Here is a 19482-nt window from a genome sequence, read left to right as displayed (position 1 = left end):
TGAGCTAACTGATACATATTGTTAGTCTAAATACTTTATTTTTAAGGGTAATTAAAATAATGCTTTCTTTTAAACAGCAGCACCCTATTCATACTGATATCACTGTTGCATGGGGTGATATGGACGCGCTACAACATGTTAATAATGTCGTGTATTTACGTTATTTTGAAACTGCGCGTATTGATTTTTTATCTAAAATAAACCTGTTTGATACCATTAATGCAAATGGTGTTGGACCGGTTATTAGCGAAAATAACATTCGCTATAAACGCCCGGTCACGTTTCCCGATACACTCACCGTCAGTGTCGCTATTAGTGATATCAAGTCCGATAGGTTTACTATGCAATATCAAGTTTTTAGCCATGCGCAGCAAGCTATCACCACGACTGGGCACTCTACTGTGGTTATGTTTGATTTTAAAACCGCTACAAAAACAACCATCACTGAACCATTATTATCAGCTTTGCAACAACACGCTTGTGATTAAGTTAAGGAATTTTCATGCAATATAATTTATTAGGCAGCAGTGCAGTAAAGGTGTCTCGTGTATGCCTAGGCACGATGACTTGGGGCTTACAAAATACTCAAAGTGATGCCGATGAGCAAATTGCCTATGCATTAGATAAAGGCGTTAACTTTATGGATACAGCCGAAATGTATGCTGTACCTCCATCGCCCGACACCTATGGTAAAACAGAGCAAATTATTGGCGATTGGGTTAGCCGAAATAAGCAAAAACGCCAAGATATTATTTTAGCCACAAAAGTAGCTGGTAATGGCATGCCTTGGGTACGTAACGGTGGTGATCTTAATCGTCAAGCGGTTATCAACGCGGTTGATGATTCTTTAAAACGCTTACAAACCGATTATATTGATTTATACCAATTGCATTGGCCTAATCGCTCTACTCCTCATTTTGCTAAGCATTGGCCGGGGAAATTACGTTTTAGCGATACCAACACCAACGAGCATATCGCTGGTATGCTCGATATTTTAGAAGGCTTAAACGACTGTGTAAAAGCAGGAAAAATTAAACACTGTGGCCTATCAGACGATACACCTTGGGGTATCAGCCAATATATAAGTTTAGCAAAAGAGCATAACTTACCGCGTATGGTTGCTATTCAAAACGAATTTAGTTTAGTACACGCTAAAGACTGGCCTTATTTAATAGAGCAATGTATTCACGAAGATATTGCCTATTTACCTTGGTCTCCCTTAGCTGCGGGATTATTAACGGGTAAGTATTTAAATGGAGCGCGCCCAGAGGGCTCACGTTGGAGTTTTTCACAGCGAAATGGACTGTTTCGTGATACACCGCAAGCACAACAAGCTACCCAAAAATACCTTGATTTAGCACACGGAAATAACATGACTGCAGCTCAACTTGCACTGGCGTGGTGTAATCAAGTAGACGGTGTAACATCAACTATTATTGGTGCCACGAAAATGAGCCAACTAAAAGAGAATATTGACGCATTTGATATCACCTTATCGGCTGAAACATTGGCCGCGATAGATGAGATATTTAAAGCCCATCCAATTCCTTTTTAAACATAAACGCTAATTAAACACTGCATATTACCACTACACAGCTTGCCAATGGTGAGTCAATATGCAGTTATTATCGGCAAATAAGCTAACGCTATAGGTATTTCCTTTTACCACTTCGCCAACGCCTGCGGGTGTGCCTGTCATAATTACATCGTGATCATGTAACTGCATAAACGTATTAATTTCGGCTAATATTTGCTGTGGTTGATGTAACATAAATTGACTATCACCGCGCTGAGTAATGACATCATTAATACGCAATTCAAAGGTGATGGTATTCATGTTATGAGTAATGGCGATAAATGGTGTAAACACCACTGACGCATTAAACGCTTTTGCCCGCTCCCATGGCAAGCCTCTATGCTTTAACCGACTTTGAACCGCACGCTTAGTTAAATCTAAACCTAAGCCAATGCCCGCTAATTGATTATTTTTAACCACAAAACAGAGCTCTGTTTCGTAGTGTAAAGTATCGTCATTATGTACTGCATATAATGTGTCGCTAATTGCACTATTAGGTTTATTAAACAACACCATTTCAGTAGGGGTTTCATTATTTAGCTCGGCAATATGCGCAGTATAATTTCGCCCTACACACACCACTTTTTCGGGAGTCACTGCTTGCGCAGCAAATTTAATTGTTTGCATTAAATAAACCTTAAACTGAAATAAAACACTTAAAATCTAGTATATGCTAAACTCTCGCTGTTTTAACGTTAAATTGACTATATTGTGAGTATATCAACACCTAATTATCAACAACTTGCTGAACAAATTAAGCAATGGGGCATAGAGCTTGGCTTTAGTGAAGTGGGGATCACCGATATTGATCTCTCAAAACACGAAAAGCAATTAAAGCGTTGGCTTGATGCCGGGTACCATGGCTCAATGGATTACATGGCTGCGCATGGTATGAAGCGTGCGCGTCCAGATGAACTTGTCCCCGGTACGCAAAGGGTCATTAGCGTTAAAATGAACTACCTTCCTCCCGATGCGCAGTTTGCAAAAAATTTAAAGCAAACCGAAAAGGCATATATCAGTCGATATGCATTAGGTCGCGACTACCACAAGTTAATGCGTAATCGGTTAAAAAAACTGGGACAAAAAATTGCAGAACACGTTGAAGATTTAGGGTTTCGCCCGTTTGTTGATTCTGCGCCTGTACTTGAACGCCAGCTAGCCGAAAAAGCAGGATTAGGTTGGCAAGGTAAACACAGTTTAATAATTAATAAAGAAGCCGGCTCTTGGTTTTTCTTAGGTGAAGTCTTTGTTGATATTCCACTGCCAGTCGATCAACCCAATACGTTTGAAGGCTGTGGGAAATGTGTGGCATGTATTACTTTGTGCCCTACAGGTGCCATTGTTGAACCGTATGTGGTTGATGCGCGTAAATGTATTTCGTATTTAACGATAGAACACCAAGGCCCAATTCCAATTGAGTATCGCTCACTAATGGGTAACAGAGTATACGGCTGTGATGATTGCCAATTAGTGTGCCCATGGAATCGGTATGGACAGATCACCGATGAGCAAGACTTTCACCCTCGTACACAATTAAAAAATAAAGACTTAGTTGAGTTATTTCAATGGGATGAAGCCACGTTTTTAAAACACACTGAAGGCAGCCCAATTCGTCGTATAGGGCATCAACGCTGGCTACGAAATTTAGCCGTAGGCTTAGGGAATGCGACATTTTCTCCGGCAATAATCAGCACCTTGCAAGCGCGCCTTGCAGATGCTGATGAATTAGTCGCAGAGCATATTCAATGGGCTTTAACACAGCAATACAATAAACAACCCAAACAACTAAGAAAAACAGCACGGCTTATCCGCATTGTTGAAAAAGGGTTGCCCAGAGATGCCTAAAAGCGATTATAAGTGCTTACCAAAAATACTTAAACTATAGGAAGCATCGTCCATAATAGCCACATTAGGTAGTTCACCCCATAGACTAAAATCAAAATGTTCAAATAGCTTAACACTCGGTATATTGTGGCTAAATATAAACCCAAGCAGTACTTTTATGTCGAGTAATGTGGCTTGCTCTTGTGCAAACGTCATCAAGCGTTTACCCAAGCCTTTACCTTGCGCATGGGCAGTAATATAAATGCTTATTTCTACTGTACCATCGTAAGCAGGGCGTCCGTAAAAAGACTTGTAGCTAAGCCAAGCAAGCACTTTATTGTTTTCGCAGTAAACATAAATAGGTCGCTTTGTATTATGGCCATTAAACCATGCTAGTTTTTGTTCTACGCTGACCTCTTCGGTATCTGCCGTGACCATTCTGCCTGCAACCGTTTCATTATAAATGGCTACAATCGCTGGTAAATCTTCAATATTTGCTAAACGAATTGTCATAATAACTATTAAAAAATTAATTCAGTATCATCATATTAGCTTATCGATCTTCGCTTTAAAATGGTTAATATTTAAATCATAAAAATGTAATTAAATAAAAAACTAAACCTGCTAAATTTATTACTGGCACTGAGCAAGTAAAGTTACTAGAATAACCTCTCTAATTGTTTAAAAAAACATCACCAATAAACGGAAAATATTATGACAGTGGCAAGTGCAAGACACATATTAGTAGAAAGTGAAGCGCAATGTTTAGACCTTAAAACAAAAATTGAGCAAGGTGAAGATTTTGCAGAACTTGCAAAAGTACACTCAAACTGCCCGTCTGGACAAGATGGCGGTGCGCTTGGTGAGTTTGGTCCTGGTATGATGGTGCCTGAATTCGATAAAGTTGTTTTTTCAGCTCCTCTTAACGAAGTACAAGGCCCTGTACAAACCCAGTTTGGTTACCACTTACTTGAAGTAACAAGCCGCTCGTAATCGAGCACATTAACGATGTTTATGACTATAAACACCCGATTTAATTTTTAATAAAGCCGCTTTGCGGCTTTATTTATTTAGGAGCTAATAATGCAACTCATTGGGTCTACAACCTCACCTTATGTTCGCCGTATTGCAATGTGGGCACAGGTTAACAATTGTGATTTAACCCGTGTAAATCTAAATATTTTTGGCGATGACGATCGTCCAACAATGATAAAAAACAATCCAGCACGAAAAATACCCATTCTGATCGACGATGAATTTACCATCACCGACTCTAATAATATTATTCGTTACCTATTGGATAAAACTCAAAGCACTCAACTTAGTTGGCCGCAAGAAAATCTACTTACAACGATTAATGCCTGTAACGATTCATTAGTAGAACTATTTTTATGTAAGCGCTCAGGGTTTGACATACAAGCCGATAAACTATTTTTTAATTTACAGCGTGAACGTGTAGAGCAAACTTTAAACTATTTAAATGATCATTTAACAAATGACGAATTTAAAGGCTGTGAATACCTAAACATCAGTTTATACTGCCTGCTTGATTGGATAAGCTTTCGCGAATTGGTTGATTTTAGCCACCTTAACGAGCTTGTGGCATTACATAACTCTTATGAAAACCATCAAGCAGCGATAAGCACGGATCCCAGAGACTAAATTAAAAGGTAAAATAAATGAGCGATATCGAAATTGAATCACAATTAATTAGCTTTGTAGAAAAAGTGAAATTAAACGAACAAGTTTGGGCACTTGGCGCCGAAGATGGCGGTTTTGTTGTCTGTGAGTCAAACCAGTTTGCTGATACCGATGTATTGTTACTATGGGAAAGTGAAAACGCTGCGAAGGCGCAATGTAAAGAAGAATGGGCAGAATACAGCCCAGTAGAAATTGCCTTAGACGCGTTTTTAGACGATTGGGTAGAAGATTTAAACGAAGATGATGCCATTGTCGGCCTTAACTGGAACGATGACCAAGTATGTGTTGAAATTGAACCGGTTGGTTTAGCACGCGCATTAAGTGAGTAAGTTAGTTATTTAAGATTACAAACTCACTGTATTTAAAAGCAGCATAGTATTTATGCTGCTTATTAAAATGTGAGAGTTAATATCAGACCAGCTACTGTAAATTTAACCGCTAAGAATAAACGCTCTCTAGCTTCTCAGGTAGCTTGAGTATAAAATAAAACTTGTTATTATTTTCAAGGTAGTACGTTGAAATCCCATCTTGGTCGCCGCCCTTTTTCTGCTATGGAACTGCATACGTTATTTCATGGTTATATCTATGACGATTTTCGTGTTGCACGCGAGCAGCCTAAGCATTGGCATTTTTGGCTCCCATTAATTGCCTATTATAGCGGCGCTTACAGCGATGAAATTGGCTGTTTAAGCCTCAACGATATAATTACAGTGCAAGGTCAACTTTATTTCGACTTTCATACTCACGGCAAAATTAAATCACGTGTTGTGCCTGTGCATCAATCACTTATTAAAGCTGGATTTAATGACTATTGTCAGTTTGTAAAATCACAAAAACAGCAGCGACTACTATTCGATCTCCCCGCTAAATCGGGCCGATATAGTGAAAAAGTACGCATTTGGTTCTCTGGTGAAGGAGCACGCACTGGTTATTTACAAAAATGTGCTTTACCAAGTGTCGACCAATTAGGGATGAAAACGGCAATCAGTAGCTTACGCCTCAACTTTGAACAACAGGTGCGCATTTACGCATTGCAGCTAGATTGCAAAGATGCATTTAATTACTTATTAGGATTTAACGATTACCCTCACACGACTTTTGATTCCCTCAACCTACTTAACAATGTGGTACAACAAATTAGGGATGTAAATCCATTAATTAGTTGGCAGCGTTTCACCTCTCGCCATAGTCATTAGTTTTATTAAAATTGTTTTACAGACAAATTTTGTTACTAAATTTAGTACCTGCGTTATTTTATTATTAACTTACTCTATTAAAAAAAACTGTTAGGATATCTACGTATTAAGCACATACCGCATAAAGGTCGCTGCTTTAATCTGTTTCTAACAAAAATAATCTAGGGATGATCATGTTTCTTAAAAGTCTTATCACTTTAAGTGTTGCGCTTGGTATGAGTAGTGCCAATGCCAATGAATTTGTTATTGAAAAGCTAGCTAAACCTAGCTCACAAAAAGTGTCGTTAACACTCGACCCAAGCAAAGATACTTTTTCGGGTGTCACAGAAATAGCACTTGAAGTACTAAAGCCAACTAAATACATTGAATTAAACGGTGTTGATTATGCCACCAGCATGGTGCAGTTATTAGGTGATAAAAACTGCGACTTAAGCACTGCTATGCTAAAAACGGGAAAAGTAAAACTCTCGTGTGATGAACAAATTCAAGCGGGTAAGTACACTTTAAAAATTGATTTTTCAGCCCCTTACAATCGTCAAAGTGTAGGGTTATACAAAACCCTTGACCAAGGGACACCTTACTTATTTACACAATTTGAAATGAGTGATGCTCGTCGCGCATTTCCTGTATTTGATGAACCAAGTTATAAAATTCCGTTTCAATTAACAATTACCGCACCTACATCACAAAAAGTGTACGCCAATACGCCAGAACTAAAAACAACAACAAATGGCGATATGACCACTCATTACTTTGATAAAACACCCCCTATCCCTTCGTATTTAGTCGCTATGGCCGTAGGCCCATTTGAAGAGCTAAAAATTGAAGGCATGCCCATCCCTGGCCGTGTAATTACACCACAAGGTAAAATTCACTTAGCCGATTACGCAAAACAAAACATGCCTAAAGTATTAGCCGCACTTGAGGATTACTTTGGTATTGATTATGTTTACAAAAAACTAGACTCGGTAGCCGTACCCGAATTTCCATTCGGTGCAATGGAAAATTCAGGCCTGGTAACGTACCGCGAAGATATTTTACTCGTCGATTTAGATACCGCTACTCGCAGCAAAAAGCAACGTAACGTATCAATTATTGCTCACGAATTAGCACACCAATGGTACGGTAACTTAGTCACCATGAAATGGTGGAACGATTTATGGCTAAACGAAGCATTTGCGAGCTGGATGGCAGCTAAAATCACCAAGCAATTAAACCCAGAATTTGAGTCGCATTTAGACTTACCACAAAACCGTGTTATGCCCTTAGATGCACGTTTAAGTACAAAACCAATTCGTAAACCGATTAAAACCGAAGCCGATATTATGGATGGTTTAGGCCTTGCTTATTCTAAAGGCAGTGCCGTACTTTCTATGGTTGAAAACTGGATTGGCGAAGAGGTATTCCAAAAAGGCATTCGCAGTTATATGAAGAAGTTTTCATTTAAAAATGCCGAAGCTGCCGATTTATGGCAAGCCCTTGGTGAGGCATCAAATAAAGATGTTGCCAGTGTTTTAAAATCATTTATTGAACAATCCTCATACCCATTAATAAAAGTGACGGCACATAATAAACAGCTCATTATTAGCCAAAGCCGTTTTGCGAATGCTGGTGTAGATGCTCCCGAGCAACTATGGAATGTACCGGTGGCAATAAAATACGGTGCTGGCGATAAAGTTAAAACCGTTAATGTATTACTAAGCGAGCAATCACAAACCATCGATTTAGACTTTGAACCACAGTGGATTTATCCAGATCAAGGTGCTTTAGGCTATTACCGCTGGGTACTTGATGATACCCAATTTAGTGCGTTAATCGACAATGCAGCAGCAAAACTAACAGACCGAGAACGTTTAGCCTTGTTATCAGCGACCGATGCACTATTAGATGCCGGTGTTATTTCTGCAGCAAAACTAATGCAAACACTCGAAGTTTTTGCCAGTGATAGCCACCCTCGTGTTGCAAATACGGCGCTGGGCTATTTAGCTTCACAGCAAAACACCTTTAAAGATGAGTCGAATAAAGCTCTATGGCCTGAGTTTATTCGCAGTGCGGTTACGCCAGCGGCTAAACAATATGGACTCGAAGCTAAAGCCGGTGAAGATGGAGCTATATCACAATTAAGAGCAGCGGTAGTAGCACGTTTAGGTTTTGATGGCGAAGATAAAACAATCATAAATAAAGCAAAGCAGCAAACTCAGCTTTATTTAACTAACCCACAAAAAGTAGACCCTTACTTAGCAAGTACCTATTTAAAATTAGCGGCTTTGCATGGTGATAAAGCATTACTAACTCAGTTTACCAATGAGTTTGTTACGACAAAAGATCCACAAGTACGTACTAATATGCTCTCTGCTATGGGTTATTTTGGTAAACCTGCACTACAAAAAGAAGTGCTTGCTTATAGCTTAACTGATGCGGTTACCGCCTCTGATATGCGTACTATTTTAGCGGGGCAAAGCTACACAGAAGAACGCCAAGCACTATTTATTGACTGGATTTACGCAAATTACGATAAAGTAACGGCAAGTTTACCACCGTTTTTCATTCCTAATTTACCGTATTTCACAACGGCTAACTGTAATGCGAAGAGCTTGGCGACCACTCAGCAATTTTTTAATAAAAAGGTTGAAGAGGTTCCCGGTTACGCACGTACACTCAGCAAGCTACAAGAGAGCACGCAAGACTGTATTGCACTTAAAAAACGTGAAATTAAGTCTGTTAATAGCTTCTTAAACGCTAAATAATAGTAACCATAATAAAAAACCGCAGAGTACATACGCTCTGCAGTTTTTTTATTTAACTAATTTAACCTCGAAAAATAGCGACGCCTTAACCCGAGATAATGGTTGTTAATTTTTCTATAAACTCTTTTGCTGCTTGCTGCGAATTAATTTTAAACGCCACGCCATAATGAATGGGTTGAGCGCTTTTATGAATACGTGTAGGAAAACGAGTCATTTCACTACTATGAAAATACCCTGAAACACGTGATACACCGTCTATTGTATTAAAGTCATCACTGAATACTTCAAAAGCAGGGCGAATAACAAGTTTCCCTTTCCCACCTTCGCTGTGACTATAAAACGCCTCTTTCGAGTTCGCTAACATGTACTCTGCAATGTTCTTAATTTTAAAATTACTTCGACATTGTAATTTTATAAGCTGCTCTGTCAGCTCTTCTACAGTATAAGCCACGGTGTGTTCCCTGTTATTTAGTTAAGCGTTACAGTAACGTATACGCGTTATAAAAGCTTGAATTGTTTTAGTTAACATCACAAACAAATGCAAGTTTGTCGTGGTTGTAGCTCATCCGAGTAATTTTCGTTTCACAGTAAGGCGTTAAATCTAGCCATTGCGATACATGCGTTAAGCTAGTTAGTTGGCGTTGATACACACGGTTATCTATTGCATACGCAATTGTATTATCATCTTTTAAAATAAAGTCCTGTACTTCATTCGGTAATCTAAAAAGATCGTCTACTTTTTTATTTTTGGGGTTAAAGCGGGCAACGTACTGTTGATCGTTTTTACTGTAGCTAAATAAAAACTGCGCCATTGTGGCGTTATAAATAAGTGTACGGCCAATGTTCTGTGCAATAACCTGTCCTTTAGCCGCATCAACACTGGTATATTGTAATGTGTGTGGCTGGCCTAAAATAAACATGACCAAATCATTATTTATACCCCAAGCATGATAACCAACAGGTTCAATCCATTGAAAAATTCGACTCGGCTGCACACTTTCACTAGCTAATGGATATTGCCAGAGTTTTTGTTTCCCCTCTTTTTCGACAACAATGGCCGACAAAGCATTTTTTTCAGGCATTAAAGTCGGCGAATATTCACTCACTTCAGTATTCGTTATATTTTTTAACTGCTTTGTTAGCAGATCAAAGTGCATAATATCGGTTTGACTTTGCTCGGCATTAATAACTTCATGAGTAAAATATAAATCGTTCCCCATTAAGTGTGGTTGATTATTATAACTGGTATTTTCGCCTACTAAGCTTACTTGTATACCATAAGGGGTATTTAAATCGGCCAATAAAATTTGGCTTTTAGGCATGCTAGCTTGCGCGTTACTTAGGCTTAGCGCCGTTAATGTGGCTAAACTGAGTAATGGTTTAATAAGTTTCATGCTTTATCTCGTTTTAATTTTAAGCACCTCATGATAACGTTATTTAATGATGTCGTCACTTGACCTACAAAAACACCTATAATTAAGGTCTCATAAAAGAGAACATACATGTCAGCTAAACACCCGATCATTGCAATTACTGGTTCTTCTGGTGCAGGAACAACCACCACAACCAATGCAGTAAAACATATTTTTAGAAGTTTAAATATCGACGCCGCTTTTGTTGAAGGCGACAGTTTTCACCGCTATACACGTCCAGAAATGGATAAAATAATCAGAGAAGCACAACAGGAAAGTAAACATATTAGTTACTTTGGCCGTGAAGCGAATGATTTTGGTGCGCTTGAATCGCTTTTTGATACATACAGTGAAACAGGAGTCGGAAAAATACGCCGCTATTTACATACCTTCGACGAAGCAGTGCCTTATAACCAACTCCCAGGAACATTTACTCCATGGCAAGATCTAAAACAAAACACTGATCTGATGTTTTACGAAGGTTTACATGGTGGGGTGGTCGATCAAGAACATGATGTTGCTAAACATGTAGACTTACTCATTGGTATGGTTCCAATCATTAACCTTGAATGGATCCAAAAACTAATCCGCGATACCTCAGACAGAGGCCACTCTCGTGAAAAGGTAATGGACTCTATTGTGCGCAGTATGGATGATTATATTAACCATATTACGCCTCAGTTTTCACGCACTCATATTAACTTTCAACGAGTACCCACTGTAGATACATCTAATCCGTTTAGCGCAAAAGATATTCCCTCTTTAGATGAAAGCTTTGTCGTTATTCGTTTTCGCGGTATTGAAGATGTAGACTTTCCATACTACTTACGCATGATAGAAGGCAGCTTTATGTCGAGAATCAATACGTTAGTAGTTCCTGGTGGCAAAATGGGATTAGCTATGGAGCTGGTATTAACGCCATTAATTAAAGATATTATTGTTAAAAAGCGCGCTTTAGAAAATTTATCAGCATTAGACATCCCAATTTAAAGCACTTTTTTGTTGCTTAAAACTCACGTACACTGCTGGTTTTGCAAGGAATAATAAATATGTTACCAGCATTAAAAATACTCGTGGGATCTAAAAACCCAGTTAAAATCAGCGCAGCTAAACATGTTTTTGAGCTGTATTTTAACAACCATCAAATCTTGTGTGAGGGCAGCTCAGCCCCATCAAATGTACCCGATCAACCGATAGGTGAAGATGAAACTCGTCATGGTGCAGAAAATCGCGTTAATTACTTAAAAGACCATAACAATGCTGATTATTATGTGGCTATGGAAGGCGGTGCTGAGCAATTTAACTATGGACCTGCAACCTTTGCCTATGTAGTTATAGATAATGGCACTGAACGCGCGACAGGACGAAGCAGCAACCTGCCTTTACCTCAGTCTTTGTATAATGCGCTATTGCAAGGAAAAGAACTTGGCGATGTTATGGATGATGCATTTAACACCACCAATATAAAACAACAAGGGGGGGCAATTGGCTTGTTAACAAACCACAAAGCGACAAGAGAAAGTACCTATACCCAAGCTCTCACGTTAGCAATGGCCCCTTTTTTACACCCTACACTTTATAAACTTTAGGAATGCTATGAAATACAGCTATGTTCTATTTGATGCCGACGAAACTCTGTTTAAATTTGATATTTTGGCTGGTATGCAACAAATGTTTACAAAGTACGGTATTAGCTTTACCACTGCTGATTACCAACATTATCAAACAATTAATAAACCGTTGTGGGTTAAATACCAAAATGGTGAAATTAGTGCGCAGTACCTTCAGGTAACTCGCTTTAATGAATGGTCAGCAAAACTCAATGTTCCAGCAGAAAAACTTAACGAAGAGTTTTTAGATGCGATGGCGGATATTTGTCAGCCTCTTCCAGGGGCGATTTCTTTATTAAATGCGATTAAACCTCATGCCAAGCTGGGGATCATTACTAATGGTTTTGCACGTTTGCAACGCATTCGTTTAGCCCGTACCGGTTTAACTGATATGTTTGAATGGTTGGTGGTTTCAGAGCTGGTGAGTAACCCAAAACCACACCCATCTATATTTGAACATACGTTTGAGCTAATGGGAAACCCTGATAAAAGCCAAATATTAATGGTTGGCGATACGCCTGCAAGTGACATACTCGGAGCTCAGAATGTGGGGATAGATACCTGTTGGTTGCAACACCCTAACGAGACACTGCCACAAGGGATATCACCGACTTATACCGTACAAAATTTAGCGCAATTACAATCGTTATTATTAAATTAGTTAGTAATCCCACTGGGATTATCGATAACGTGTTCATAACGAATAGATATAAAAAATGACGCTAATAAGCGTCATTTTTTAAACTGTATACAAATAACTTATAAACTAAGCTCTAGCAAGCTCTAAACCGGGTGCAGGCATAGTAACAGGCGTTTCAAATGTTGCCCATTCCCATGCTGATTCTGTCGCCATAATTTTGCGTAGTAGCTTGTTATTTAAATCGTGACCCGACTTAAAAGCAGTGACTTTACCTAGTAAGTTATGACCCGTCATAAACATATCGCCTACACAGTCAAGAATTTTGTGCTTCACAAACTCGTCGCTATAACGCAAACCATTTGGATTCAAAACTTTAAATTCGTCAAGAACAACGGCACTATCCATGCTACCACCTAATGCTAGGTTATTCGCATGCATGTACTCAATGTCTTTCATAAAACCAAATGTGCGTGCACGGCTAATTTCTTCAGTAAAGCTTTGTGCAGTTATGTCTAACCCAACGCGTTGACGGCTTTCGTTAATTGCTGGGTGATCAAACGCGATTTCAAAGTCGATATGAAAACCATCGTAAGGTTCTACTTCGGCCCATTTATCGCCCTCTTCAATACGTACTTTTTCTTTAATACGAATAAAGCGTTTAGCGACATTTTGTTCTTCAATACCGCCTTTTTGTAACAAATAAATAAATGGTAATGCACTACCATCCATAATAGGTACTTCTGAACTATCTAATTCGACAATTAAATTATCGATTCCCATTGCAGCAACCGCTGCAATTAGGTGCTCAGTCGTTGATAAGCGAACGCCATCTTTATTAATTAAACAAGTACACAGCTGCGTATCGCCAACGGCTTCAGGTGTTGTTTCAAAATCAACAACCGGATCAAGGTCAACACGGCGAAATACTATCCCAGTATTTGCACACGCAGGTCGGAGAGTTATTGTGACCTTCTCACCTTTATGAAGTCCAATTCCTATGGCTTTGACTACTTCTGCAATCGTACGCTGTTTAATCATAGGTTCGCTCACTTAATAATTTGTTACAGTTAGACGACGGATAGTAACATAAATACTGCCGCCATACAATATCGCTCACTTTTTACACTGCAGTGAAAACGAGATTAATCTGCTTGTTTACGTAAAAATGCAGGAATATCGAAGTAGTCACCACCTTCGCCATTATCTGCTTTGCCTGTACTTTTACTTGTTGTGCTCGCATTGCTGGTTGAGCTTGCAGAACTATTTGTCTCTTTCGTTTCAGTACTTGTGCTAGCAACTTCTTCAGTGCTACCTTGGCTTGCAAAGCTTGGAACGTACATGCTGCTACTAGATTGAGCAACAGAGCTTGGCACATCAGAACCAGCCGCTTTTTTAAAGCCATTATCAACGACACCAAATTGTGGACGTCGCTCACCACCTAAGCCAGTTGCAACAACAGTTACACGTAATTCTTCAGTCATTTCTGGGTCAATAACAGCACCCACAACAACAGTCGCATTTTCAGACGCTAATGCTTTAACATGGTTACCGACAATTTCAAATTCTTCAATCGCAATGTCCATACCCGCGGTAATATTAACTAAAATACCTTTAGCACCAGTTAAATCAACATCTTCAAGCAGTGGACTTGAAATAGCGGCTTCAGCTGCTTCTTGTGCACGATCAGGACCTTTAGCAGAGGCTGTCCCCATCATGGCTGTTCCCATTGCTGACATAACCGTACGTACATCGGCGAAATCCACGTTAATTAAGCCCGCACGAGTAATTAACTCTGCAATACCTTGAACCGCACCAAACAATACATCATTCGCTTTTGCAAAGGCGTCTAAGAGTGTAGTCCCTTTGCCTAAAACTTTAAGTAATTTATTGTTAGGAATTGTAATAAGTGAATCAACCGTTTCTGATAATTCATTAATACCTTGCTCTGCTGCTGCTGCACGCTTTTTGCCTTCAAAATCAAAAGGACGAGTCACAACGGCAACCGTTAGAATCCCTAACTCTTTTGCTATTTTAGCAACAACTGGCGCTGCACCGGTACCGGTACCACCACCCATACCAGCAGCAATAAACACCATGTCGGCGCCTTCTAAACTTGCGCGAATGGTTTCAGCATCTTCCTCTGCTGAATCACGACCCACTTCTGGGTTTGCTCCAGCACCTAACCCTGAGGTTATTTGCGTGCCTAACTGAACAGTTACATCAGCTGCAGAGTTACGTAATGCTTGTGCATCCGTATTTGCAGCAATAAAACGTACCCCTTCAATTTTTTGCTTTACCATGTGCTCAACAGCATTACCGCCGCCGCCGCCCACACCAATTACTTTGATTACAGCTTCTTCGCTGTGTTGTTCCATTATATCAAACATGATTACTCTCCGACTTGAGTATTAAAATTCGCCTTGAAACCATTTTGTAATGCGGTTCCACCAATTATTGCCTTCATCTGCTTTCGATTTGAGTGCATTCACCGATTGCATTGTACGACCGTATTGTAACAAACCAACAGCGGTTGCATATGAAGGATCGTCCACATAATCTGTCAAACCAACTATCCCAACTGGTTTGCCAATTCTGACCGGCATTTGGAAAATGTCTTCTGCCACTTCCATTGCGCCTGTCATTTTCGCTGTCCCGCCTGTGATAACAAGGCCAGCGGCTATTTGATCTTCTAACCCTGAACGGCGAATTTCTTCCATCGCCAGTTCAAATAATTCTCTAAAACGCGGTTCAACCACTTCTGATAAAGTATGACGAGACATTTGTCTTGCTGGTCGACCGCCGACACTCGGTACTTCGATTGTCTCTTCGCTGCTTGCCATTTGGCTGCTAGCGCAAGCATATTGTACTTTGAGTGACTCAGCATGCGATATAGGTGTTCGAAATATTTTTGCAATATCGCCTGTCACTTGATTTCCTGCAACAGGGATCACTGCCGAGTGACGCAGCGCACCATTAATATAAATAGTGATATCCATTGTACCACCACCAATATCTAATACTGCAACACCTAGCTCTTTTTCATCATCGGTCAGTACTGAGTAGCATGAAGCTAATGCAGTAAAAATAAGTTGATCAACTTGCAGACCACAACGCTCAACACATTTTTCGATATTTTTTGCCATATCGTTCGAACAAGTAATTATGTGCGCGCGAGCTTCCATACGCACACCACTCATACCCAGCGGGTTTTTAATCCCCTCTTGCATATCAATACTGTATTCTTGTGGTAATGCATGCAACATTTTACGTTCAGCTGAAATAGGCACTGAGCGGGCTATATGAATGACATTCTCTATGTCTTCATCACTCACTTCGGTATTGTTAATAGCAACAACACCGCTTTCGTTTTGACACTGAATATGCTTACCCGAAATACCTAAGTACACAGAACTAATACGGCAATCAGCCATCAACTCTGCTTCATCAATAGCACGTCTGATAGATTCAGATACAAGGTTTAAATCGTTAACCCCACCTTTATCCATACCGTGAGACACTTGACTACCTACACCCACAATACTGAGTTTATTATCTGCGGTGATTTCACCTACCGTCGCAACCACTTTCGAGGTGCCAACGTCTAATCCTATAACAAGGTTTCTTTCTGCTGACTTTGTCATGCCTTACTCTTATTTTGTAATTGCTCTTCTTGCACTGGCTTATAGCTCACTGCAAGGCCGGTATCATAGCGTAAATCGACTGCATTAATCACGGCATCTTCACGCTTTTCCATGCGCGGGTAAACGTCTATAAAACGCTGCACACGCTTTGCTTTATCTTTTCGCCCTAAATTTAATAACAATCCATTATCTAGCCATAGCTGCCAAGAAAAACGCTCCGACAAAGCCAAGCTACTTAATGTTAAGTTATTTACTTTCAGCATTTCTTCAAATTGCTTAAAGGCAACCCATGCTTCTATTTCACTGCCTTCTGGGCCATACAGCTGTGGTAAAGAGGCACTTAACTTATCACTGCTGGCTTGAAATGCTTCACCACTTCGATTAAGTAATAGGTCGCTATTCCAATACGCCACGGCTTCATGCTCAACCACAAATACTTGTAATGTATCTGGCCATTGTTTTCGTACTGACACCGTTTCAACCCAAGGTAACTCTTTTACCAAAGCTTGCACATGCATAACGTCTAGTTCAAAAAAACTGGTTAAGTCCGCTTTTTTTATTGCTGCAGTAATCGCTTTTTCAGTCGTATATTTTGGTTGCCCTAATACAGTTAAATGCTTAATTTGTGCATCTTTATTTTCCACTAACCACGTTGAAATACCTTGTGTTAGTTGCACTAAACCAAATATTACTGTTAGAAAAAAGCTCACACCAAATATCATCGACCAATTAAATTGCTTTAATTGGTGCTGTAATGTGCGCATTTTCTCTAAAAAAGGATGCATATTAAAGGGTTTGCTCCAAAATGCGAACTACTAATTGTTCAAAGTTAACGCCATTTGCTTTTGCTGCCATAGGAACTAACGACTTTTCTGTCATTCCAGGGACTGTGTTTACTTCTAATAAGTAATATTCACCATCACTGCCTTGCATCGCATCAACTCGGCCCCAGCCGCTAGCACCCACTAAATCAAATGCTGCTAATGCCATTGCTTGAAGCTTTTGCGTATCTTTGTCAGATATTTGAGCTGGGCAATGATATTGCGTGGTATTAGATTGATATTTAGCCTGATAATCATAAAAACCATGTGGTGTGGTCATTTCTATCACCGGCTGTACTTCATCACCGAGTACCGTTATTGTAAATTCACGCCCACTGATCCATTGCTCCACCAGCACTTGGCTGTCAAATTTAAAGGCATTATTTAGCGCTTCATCTAATTGCTGGGCTGTCTGAGCTTGCGCCATGCCAATACTCGAACCTTCATGCGAAGGTTTTACCATTACCTTTTTAAATTCATTAATTATGGCGTTGCTATCAAACCCTTTTTTAGCATCAACAACCGCATAAGGTGCAGTACTTAAACCTGCTGATTTAAATAAATGCTTACAACGAATTTTATCCATGGCCAATGCCGAGCCTAATACATTACTGCCTGTGTAAGGCAAATTCATAAACTCAAGCGCCCCTTGTACAGTGCCATCTTCGCCACCACGCCCGTGTAATGCAATAAATACACGATCAACAGCTAACTCTTTTAGTTGCCATAAACTTTGATCTTTAGGATCGAATGCAATTGCATCAACCCCTTGCTTGATTAGTGCTGCTAAAATAGCTTGCCCAGACTTTAATGACACCTCACGCTCTGCTGAATTACCACCAAGCAGTACCGCTACTTTACCAAACTGCTTATTTTTCTGTGTCATACATCTACCTGTTTAAGTTGCTTTATCATCATATCCGTAGCGGCTAGCTTTTTAACTAATTGGCCTATATTCCCAGCACCTTGAGTAAGTACTAAATCGTTATCTTGTAAATGACTTGCCAATACACCAGCTAACTCTGAATTAGTAGCTATATGTAATGGTTCTTTACCGCGCTGGCGCAAACTACGGCATAAACTTTTACTGTCGGCACCGACAATCGGCTCTTCGCCGGCACTATACACATCAAGCAGTAATAACTGATCGACTTCAGCAAGGACCTTTACAAAATCTTCGTATAAATCGCGTGTACGAGTAAAACGATGTGGTTGATAAATCATTACTAAGCGCTTATCAGGCCACCCTTCACGTACAGCTGCAATGGTTGCAGCAACTTCTGAAGGATGATGGCCATAATCATCGACTAACATTACTTTACCGCGTTCGTTATCAAAATCGCCATAATGTTGAAAACGACGACCTATACCTTCAAATTGTTTTAAAGCCTCTAAAATGGCGTAGTTTGCTATATTTTGATCTTTTGCCACCGCAATCGCAGCCGTCGCATTTAAGGCATTGTGCTTACCAGGCATATTTAAGGTGGCAGTTAAACTTTCACCTTGCTTGGTTGTTACTGTAAAAGTACACGTATTTGCCGACTGGCTAAAATCACTCATACGGTAATCGGCATCACTTGACTCACCATAGGTAATAACTGGACGAGCAAAGCGAGGAATTAATTCACATGCAACCTCTGAATCAATACACACCACAGCTAAACCATAAAATGGTAAGTTATGAATAAAATCAACATATGTGTCTTTCATTTTATCAAGACTACCACCATATGTATCCATATGATCTTCTTCAATATTAGTGATCACCGACACCATTGGTTGTAAATGTAAAAACGACGCGTCACTTTCATCGGCTTCGGCAATTAAAAAATCACTTTTCCCTACCTTGGCATTACTCCCTGCGCTATTTAATAAGCCACCGATAATAAACGTTGGATCAAGTCCTGCTTGAGCGTAAATACTGGCAATTAAGCTTGTTGTAGTTGTTTTTCCATGGGTACCAGCAATGGCAATACCATGGCGAAAACGCATTAATTCAGCTAACATTTCAGCACGACGTACAATTGGAATACGCGCTGCTTTTGCTGCAATAATCTCAGGGTTGGTTTCATCAATTGCACTTGACACCACAACAACATTGGCATCTTTTATGTTATTTTCGTGATGCCCAATAAACACCTCTGCCCCAGCTTGAATTAATCGTTCTGTCATCGCACTATTTGCAATATCAGAACCTGTAATTCTGTAGCCTTCAAAGGCAAGTACCTCAGCAATGCCGCCCATTCCTGCACCACCAATACCAATAAAATGTATTGTCTCAATGCGGCGCATTGCCGGTCGTGCTAGCTTTTCT

21 protein-coding genes are annotated in these 19482 nt (G+C 39.8%); 11 read left to right on the top strand and 10 right to left on the bottom strand.

Annotation, left to right across the window (positions count from 1 at the left end; all coding sequences use genetic code 11):
- Window positions 1-59: 59 nt before the first annotated feature.
- Window positions 60-488, top strand: a complete 429-nt coding sequence (locus J8L70_RS11550; protein WP_211055741.1) for an acyl-CoA thioesterase — start codon at window positions 60-62, stop codon at window positions 486-488.
- A gap of 14 nt (window positions 489-502) precedes the next feature.
- The gene (locus J8L70_RS11545; protein WP_211055740.1) at window positions 503-1555 is read left to right on the top strand and encodes an aldo/keto reductase; all 1053 of its coding nucleotides are present in this window, start codon (window positions 503-505) and stop codon (window positions 1553-1555) included.
- Window positions 1556-1588: 33 nt separating this feature from the next.
- Here the strand turns inward: J8L70_RS11545 and J8L70_RS11540 are convergent, their stop codons facing one another.
- Complete coding sequence (locus J8L70_RS11540; protein WP_211055739.1) at window positions 1589-2203, bottom strand: fumarylacetoacetate hydrolase family protein; 615 nt, start codon at window positions 2201-2203, stop codon at window positions 1589-1591.
- An 84-nt stretch (window positions 2204-2287) separates the two neighbouring features.
- Between J8L70_RS11540 and queG the strand changes: the two genes are divergently transcribed.
- A complete protein-coding gene (gene queG / locus J8L70_RS11535; protein WP_211055738.1) occupies window positions 2288-3421 on the top strand; it encodes a tRNA epoxyqueuosine(34) reductase QueG in 1134 nt (377 codons plus the stop codon).
- Window positions 3422-3427: 6 nt separating this feature from the next.
- Here the strand turns inward: queG and J8L70_RS11530 are convergent, their stop codons facing one another.
- Window positions 3428-3913, bottom strand: coding sequence for a GNAT family N-acetyltransferase (locus J8L70_RS11530; RefSeq protein WP_211055737.1), 486 nt, complete (start codon window positions 3911-3913; stop codon window positions 3428-3430).
- A gap of 201 nt (window positions 3914-4114) precedes the next feature.
- On the opposite strand from J8L70_RS11530, the gene J8L70_RS11525 reads away from it, so the two are divergent.
- From J8L70_RS11525 to J8L70_RS11505, 5 genes are all read left to right on the top strand, one after another.
- Entirely contained in the window at window positions 4115-4393 is a 279-nt protein-coding gene (locus J8L70_RS11525) for a peptidylprolyl isomerase (RefSeq protein ID WP_211055736.1), read from the top strand.
- Window positions 4394-4483: 90 nt separating this feature from the next.
- Window positions 4484-5062 carry a glutathione S-transferase gene (locus J8L70_RS11520; RefSeq protein ID WP_211055735.1) on the top strand — a complete coding sequence of 193 codons (579 nt, stop codon included), beginning with the start codon at window positions 4484-4486 and terminating at the stop codon, window positions 5060-5062.
- Between the two features lie 17 nt (window positions 5063-5079).
- Complete coding sequence (locus J8L70_RS11515) at window positions 5080-5430, top strand: DUF2750 domain-containing protein (protein WP_211055734.1); 351 nt, start codon at window positions 5080-5082, stop codon at window positions 5428-5430.
- Window positions 5431-5616: 186 nt separating this feature from the next.
- Complete coding sequence (locus tag J8L70_RS11510; RefSeq protein WP_211055733.1) at window positions 5617-6297, top strand: hypothetical protein; 681 nt, start codon at window positions 5617-5619, stop codon at window positions 6295-6297.
- A 173-nt stretch (window positions 6298-6470) separates the two neighbouring features.
- Complete coding sequence (locus J8L70_RS11505) at window positions 6471-9044, top strand: M1 family metallopeptidase (protein WP_211055732.1); 2574 nt, start codon at window positions 6471-6473, stop codon at window positions 9042-9044.
- Between the two features lie 85 nt (window positions 9045-9129).
- Here the strand turns inward: J8L70_RS11505 and J8L70_RS11500 are convergent, their stop codons facing one another.
- Window positions 9130-9495: a hypothetical protein gene (locus tag J8L70_RS11500; RefSeq protein WP_211055731.1), complete on the bottom strand. Its 366-nt coding sequence runs from the start codon at window positions 9493-9495 to the stop codon at window positions 9130-9132.
- 67 nt (window positions 9496-9562) lie between these two features.
- Entirely contained in the window at window positions 9563-10438 is an 876-nt protein-coding gene (locus J8L70_RS11495) for a hypothetical protein (RefSeq protein ID WP_211055730.1), read from the bottom strand.
- 108 nt (window positions 10439-10546) lie between these two features.
- Between J8L70_RS11495 and J8L70_RS11490 the strand changes: the two genes are divergently transcribed.
- Genes J8L70_RS11490 through yjjG form a run of 3 tightly spaced genes read left to right on the top strand, consistent with a single transcriptional unit; the run spans window position 10547 to window position 12727 of the window.
- Entirely contained in the window at window positions 10547-11446 is a 900-nt protein-coding gene (locus J8L70_RS11490) for a phosphoribulokinase (protein WP_211055729.1), read from the top strand.
- A 59-nt stretch (window positions 11447-11505) separates the two neighbouring features.
- Window positions 11506-12045, top strand: a complete 540-nt coding sequence (yjjX, locus tag J8L70_RS11485; protein ID WP_211055728.1) for an inosine/xanthosine triphosphatase — start codon at window positions 11506-11508, stop codon at window positions 12043-12045.
- Between the two features lie 7 nt (window positions 12046-12052).
- Window positions 12053-12727, top strand: a complete 675-nt coding sequence (gene yjjG / locus J8L70_RS11480; RefSeq protein WP_211055727.1) for a pyrimidine 5'-nucleotidase — start codon at window positions 12053-12055, stop codon at window positions 12725-12727.
- Window positions 12728-12832: 105 nt separating this feature from the next.
- Here yjjG and lpxC read toward each other — a convergent pair whose 3' ends face one another.
- The 6 genes from lpxC to murC form a co-directional block, all read right to left on the bottom strand.
- Entirely contained in the window at window positions 12833-13744 is a 912-nt protein-coding gene (lpxC, locus tag J8L70_RS11475; RefSeq protein WP_211055726.1) for a UDP-3-O-acyl-N-acetylglucosamine deacetylase, read from the bottom strand.
- Window positions 13745-13848: 104 nt separating this feature from the next.
- Entirely contained in the window at window positions 13849-15093 is a 1245-nt protein-coding gene (gene ftsZ, locus J8L70_RS11470; protein WP_211055725.1) for a cell division protein FtsZ, read from the bottom strand.
- Between the two features lie 21 nt (window positions 15094-15114).
- Window positions 15115-16347 (bottom strand): cell division protein FtsA, encoded by a 1233-nt coding sequence (ftsA, locus tag J8L70_RS11465; protein WP_211055724.1) that lies wholly within the window; start codon window positions 16345-16347, stop codon window positions 15115-15117.
- A complete protein-coding gene (locus tag J8L70_RS11460) occupies window positions 16344-17132 on the bottom strand; it encodes a cell division protein FtsQ/DivIB (RefSeq protein ID WP_211055723.1) in 789 nt (262 codons plus the stop codon). The genes ftsA and J8L70_RS11460 overlap by 4 nt, the downstream gene beginning before the upstream one ends.
- Window position 17133: 1 nt before the next feature.
- Window positions 17134-18054 carry a D-alanine--D-alanine ligase gene (locus J8L70_RS11455; RefSeq protein ID WP_211055722.1) on the bottom strand — a complete coding sequence of 307 codons (921 nt, stop codon included), beginning with the start codon at window positions 18052-18054 and terminating at the stop codon, window positions 17134-17136.
- Entirely contained in the window at window positions 18051-19460 is a 1410-nt protein-coding gene (gene murC / locus J8L70_RS11450; RefSeq protein WP_247664798.1) for a UDP-N-acetylmuramate--L-alanine ligase, read from the bottom strand. The genes J8L70_RS11455 and murC overlap by 4 nt, the downstream gene beginning before the upstream one ends.
- Window positions 19461-19482 lie beyond the last annotated feature (22 nt).

The organism is Pseudoalteromonas sp. MMG010 (assembly GCF_018100905.1).
GTDB lineage: Bacteria > Pseudomonadota > Gammaproteobacteria > Enterobacterales > Alteromonadaceae > Pseudoalteromonas.
Note: the sequence above shows the minus strand (reverse complement) of the source record. Positions and strands in the feature narration are given on the sequence as shown.

Excerpts from the sequence above, each read along its gene's own strand:
- yjjG (WP_211055727.1), top strand. The coding sequence starts at position 12,053 with ATGAAATACAGCTATGTTCTATTTGATGCCGACGAAACTCTGTTTAAA.
- J8L70_RS11545 (WP_211055740.1), top strand. The coding sequence starts at position 503 with ATGCAATATAATTTATTAGGCAGCAGTGCAGTAAAGGTGTCTCGTGTA.
- J8L70_RS11505 (WP_211055732.1), top strand. The coding sequence starts at position 6,471 with ATGTTTCTTAAAAGTCTTATCACTTTAAGTGTTGCGCTTGGTATGAGT.
- J8L70_RS11490 (WP_211055729.1), top strand. The coding sequence starts at position 10,547 with ATGTCAGCTAAACACCCGATCATTGCAATTACTGGTTCTTCTGGTGCA.
- J8L70_RS11525 (WP_211055736.1), top strand. The coding sequence starts at position 4,115 with ATGACAGTGGCAAGTGCAAGACACATATTAGTAGAAAGTGAAGCGCAA.
- J8L70_RS11530 (WP_211055737.1), bottom strand. The coding sequence starts at position 3,913 with ATGACAATTCGTTTAGCAAATATTGAAGATTTACCAGCGATTGTAGCC.
- ftsA (WP_211055724.1), bottom strand. The coding sequence starts at position 16,347 with ATGACAAAGTCAGCAGAAAGAAACCTTGTTATAGGATTAGACGTTGGC.
- ftsZ (WP_211055725.1), bottom strand. The coding sequence starts at position 15,093 with ATGTTTGATATAATGGAACAACACAGCGAAGAAGCTGTAATCAAAGTA.
- J8L70_RS11540 (WP_211055739.1), bottom strand. The coding sequence starts at position 2,203 with ATGCAAACAATTAAATTTGCTGCGCAAGCAGTGACTCCCGAAAAAGTG.
- J8L70_RS11520 (WP_211055735.1), top strand. The coding sequence starts at position 4,484 with ATGCAACTCATTGGGTCTACAACCTCACCTTATGTTCGCCGTATTGCA.
- lpxC (WP_211055726.1), bottom strand. The coding sequence starts at position 13,744 with ATGATTAAACAGCGTACGATTGCAGAAGTAGTCAAAGCCATAGGAATT.
- J8L70_RS11460 (WP_211055723.1), bottom strand. The coding sequence starts at position 17,132 with ATGCATCCTTTTTTAGAGAAAATGCGCACATTACAGCACCAATTAAAG.
- J8L70_RS11515 (WP_211055734.1), top strand. The coding sequence starts at position 5,080 with ATGAGCGATATCGAAATTGAATCACAATTAATTAGCTTTGTAGAAAAA.
- yjjX (WP_211055728.1), top strand. The coding sequence starts at position 11,506 with ATGTTACCAGCATTAAAAATACTCGTGGGATCTAAAAACCCAGTTAAA.
- J8L70_RS11495 (WP_211055730.1), bottom strand. The coding sequence starts at position 10,438 with ATGAAACTTATTAAACCATTACTCAGTTTAGCCACATTAACGGCGCTA.
- J8L70_RS11455 (WP_211055722.1), bottom strand. The coding sequence starts at position 18,054 with ATGACACAGAAAAATAAGCAGTTTGGTAAAGTAGCGGTACTGCTTGGT.
- murC (WP_247664798.1), bottom strand. The coding sequence starts at position 19,460 with ATGCGCCGCATTGAGACAATACATTTTATTGGTATTGGTGGTGCAGGA.
- J8L70_RS11550 (WP_211055741.1), top strand. The coding sequence starts at position 60 with ATGCTTTCTTTTAAACAGCAGCACCCTATTCATACTGATATCACTGTT.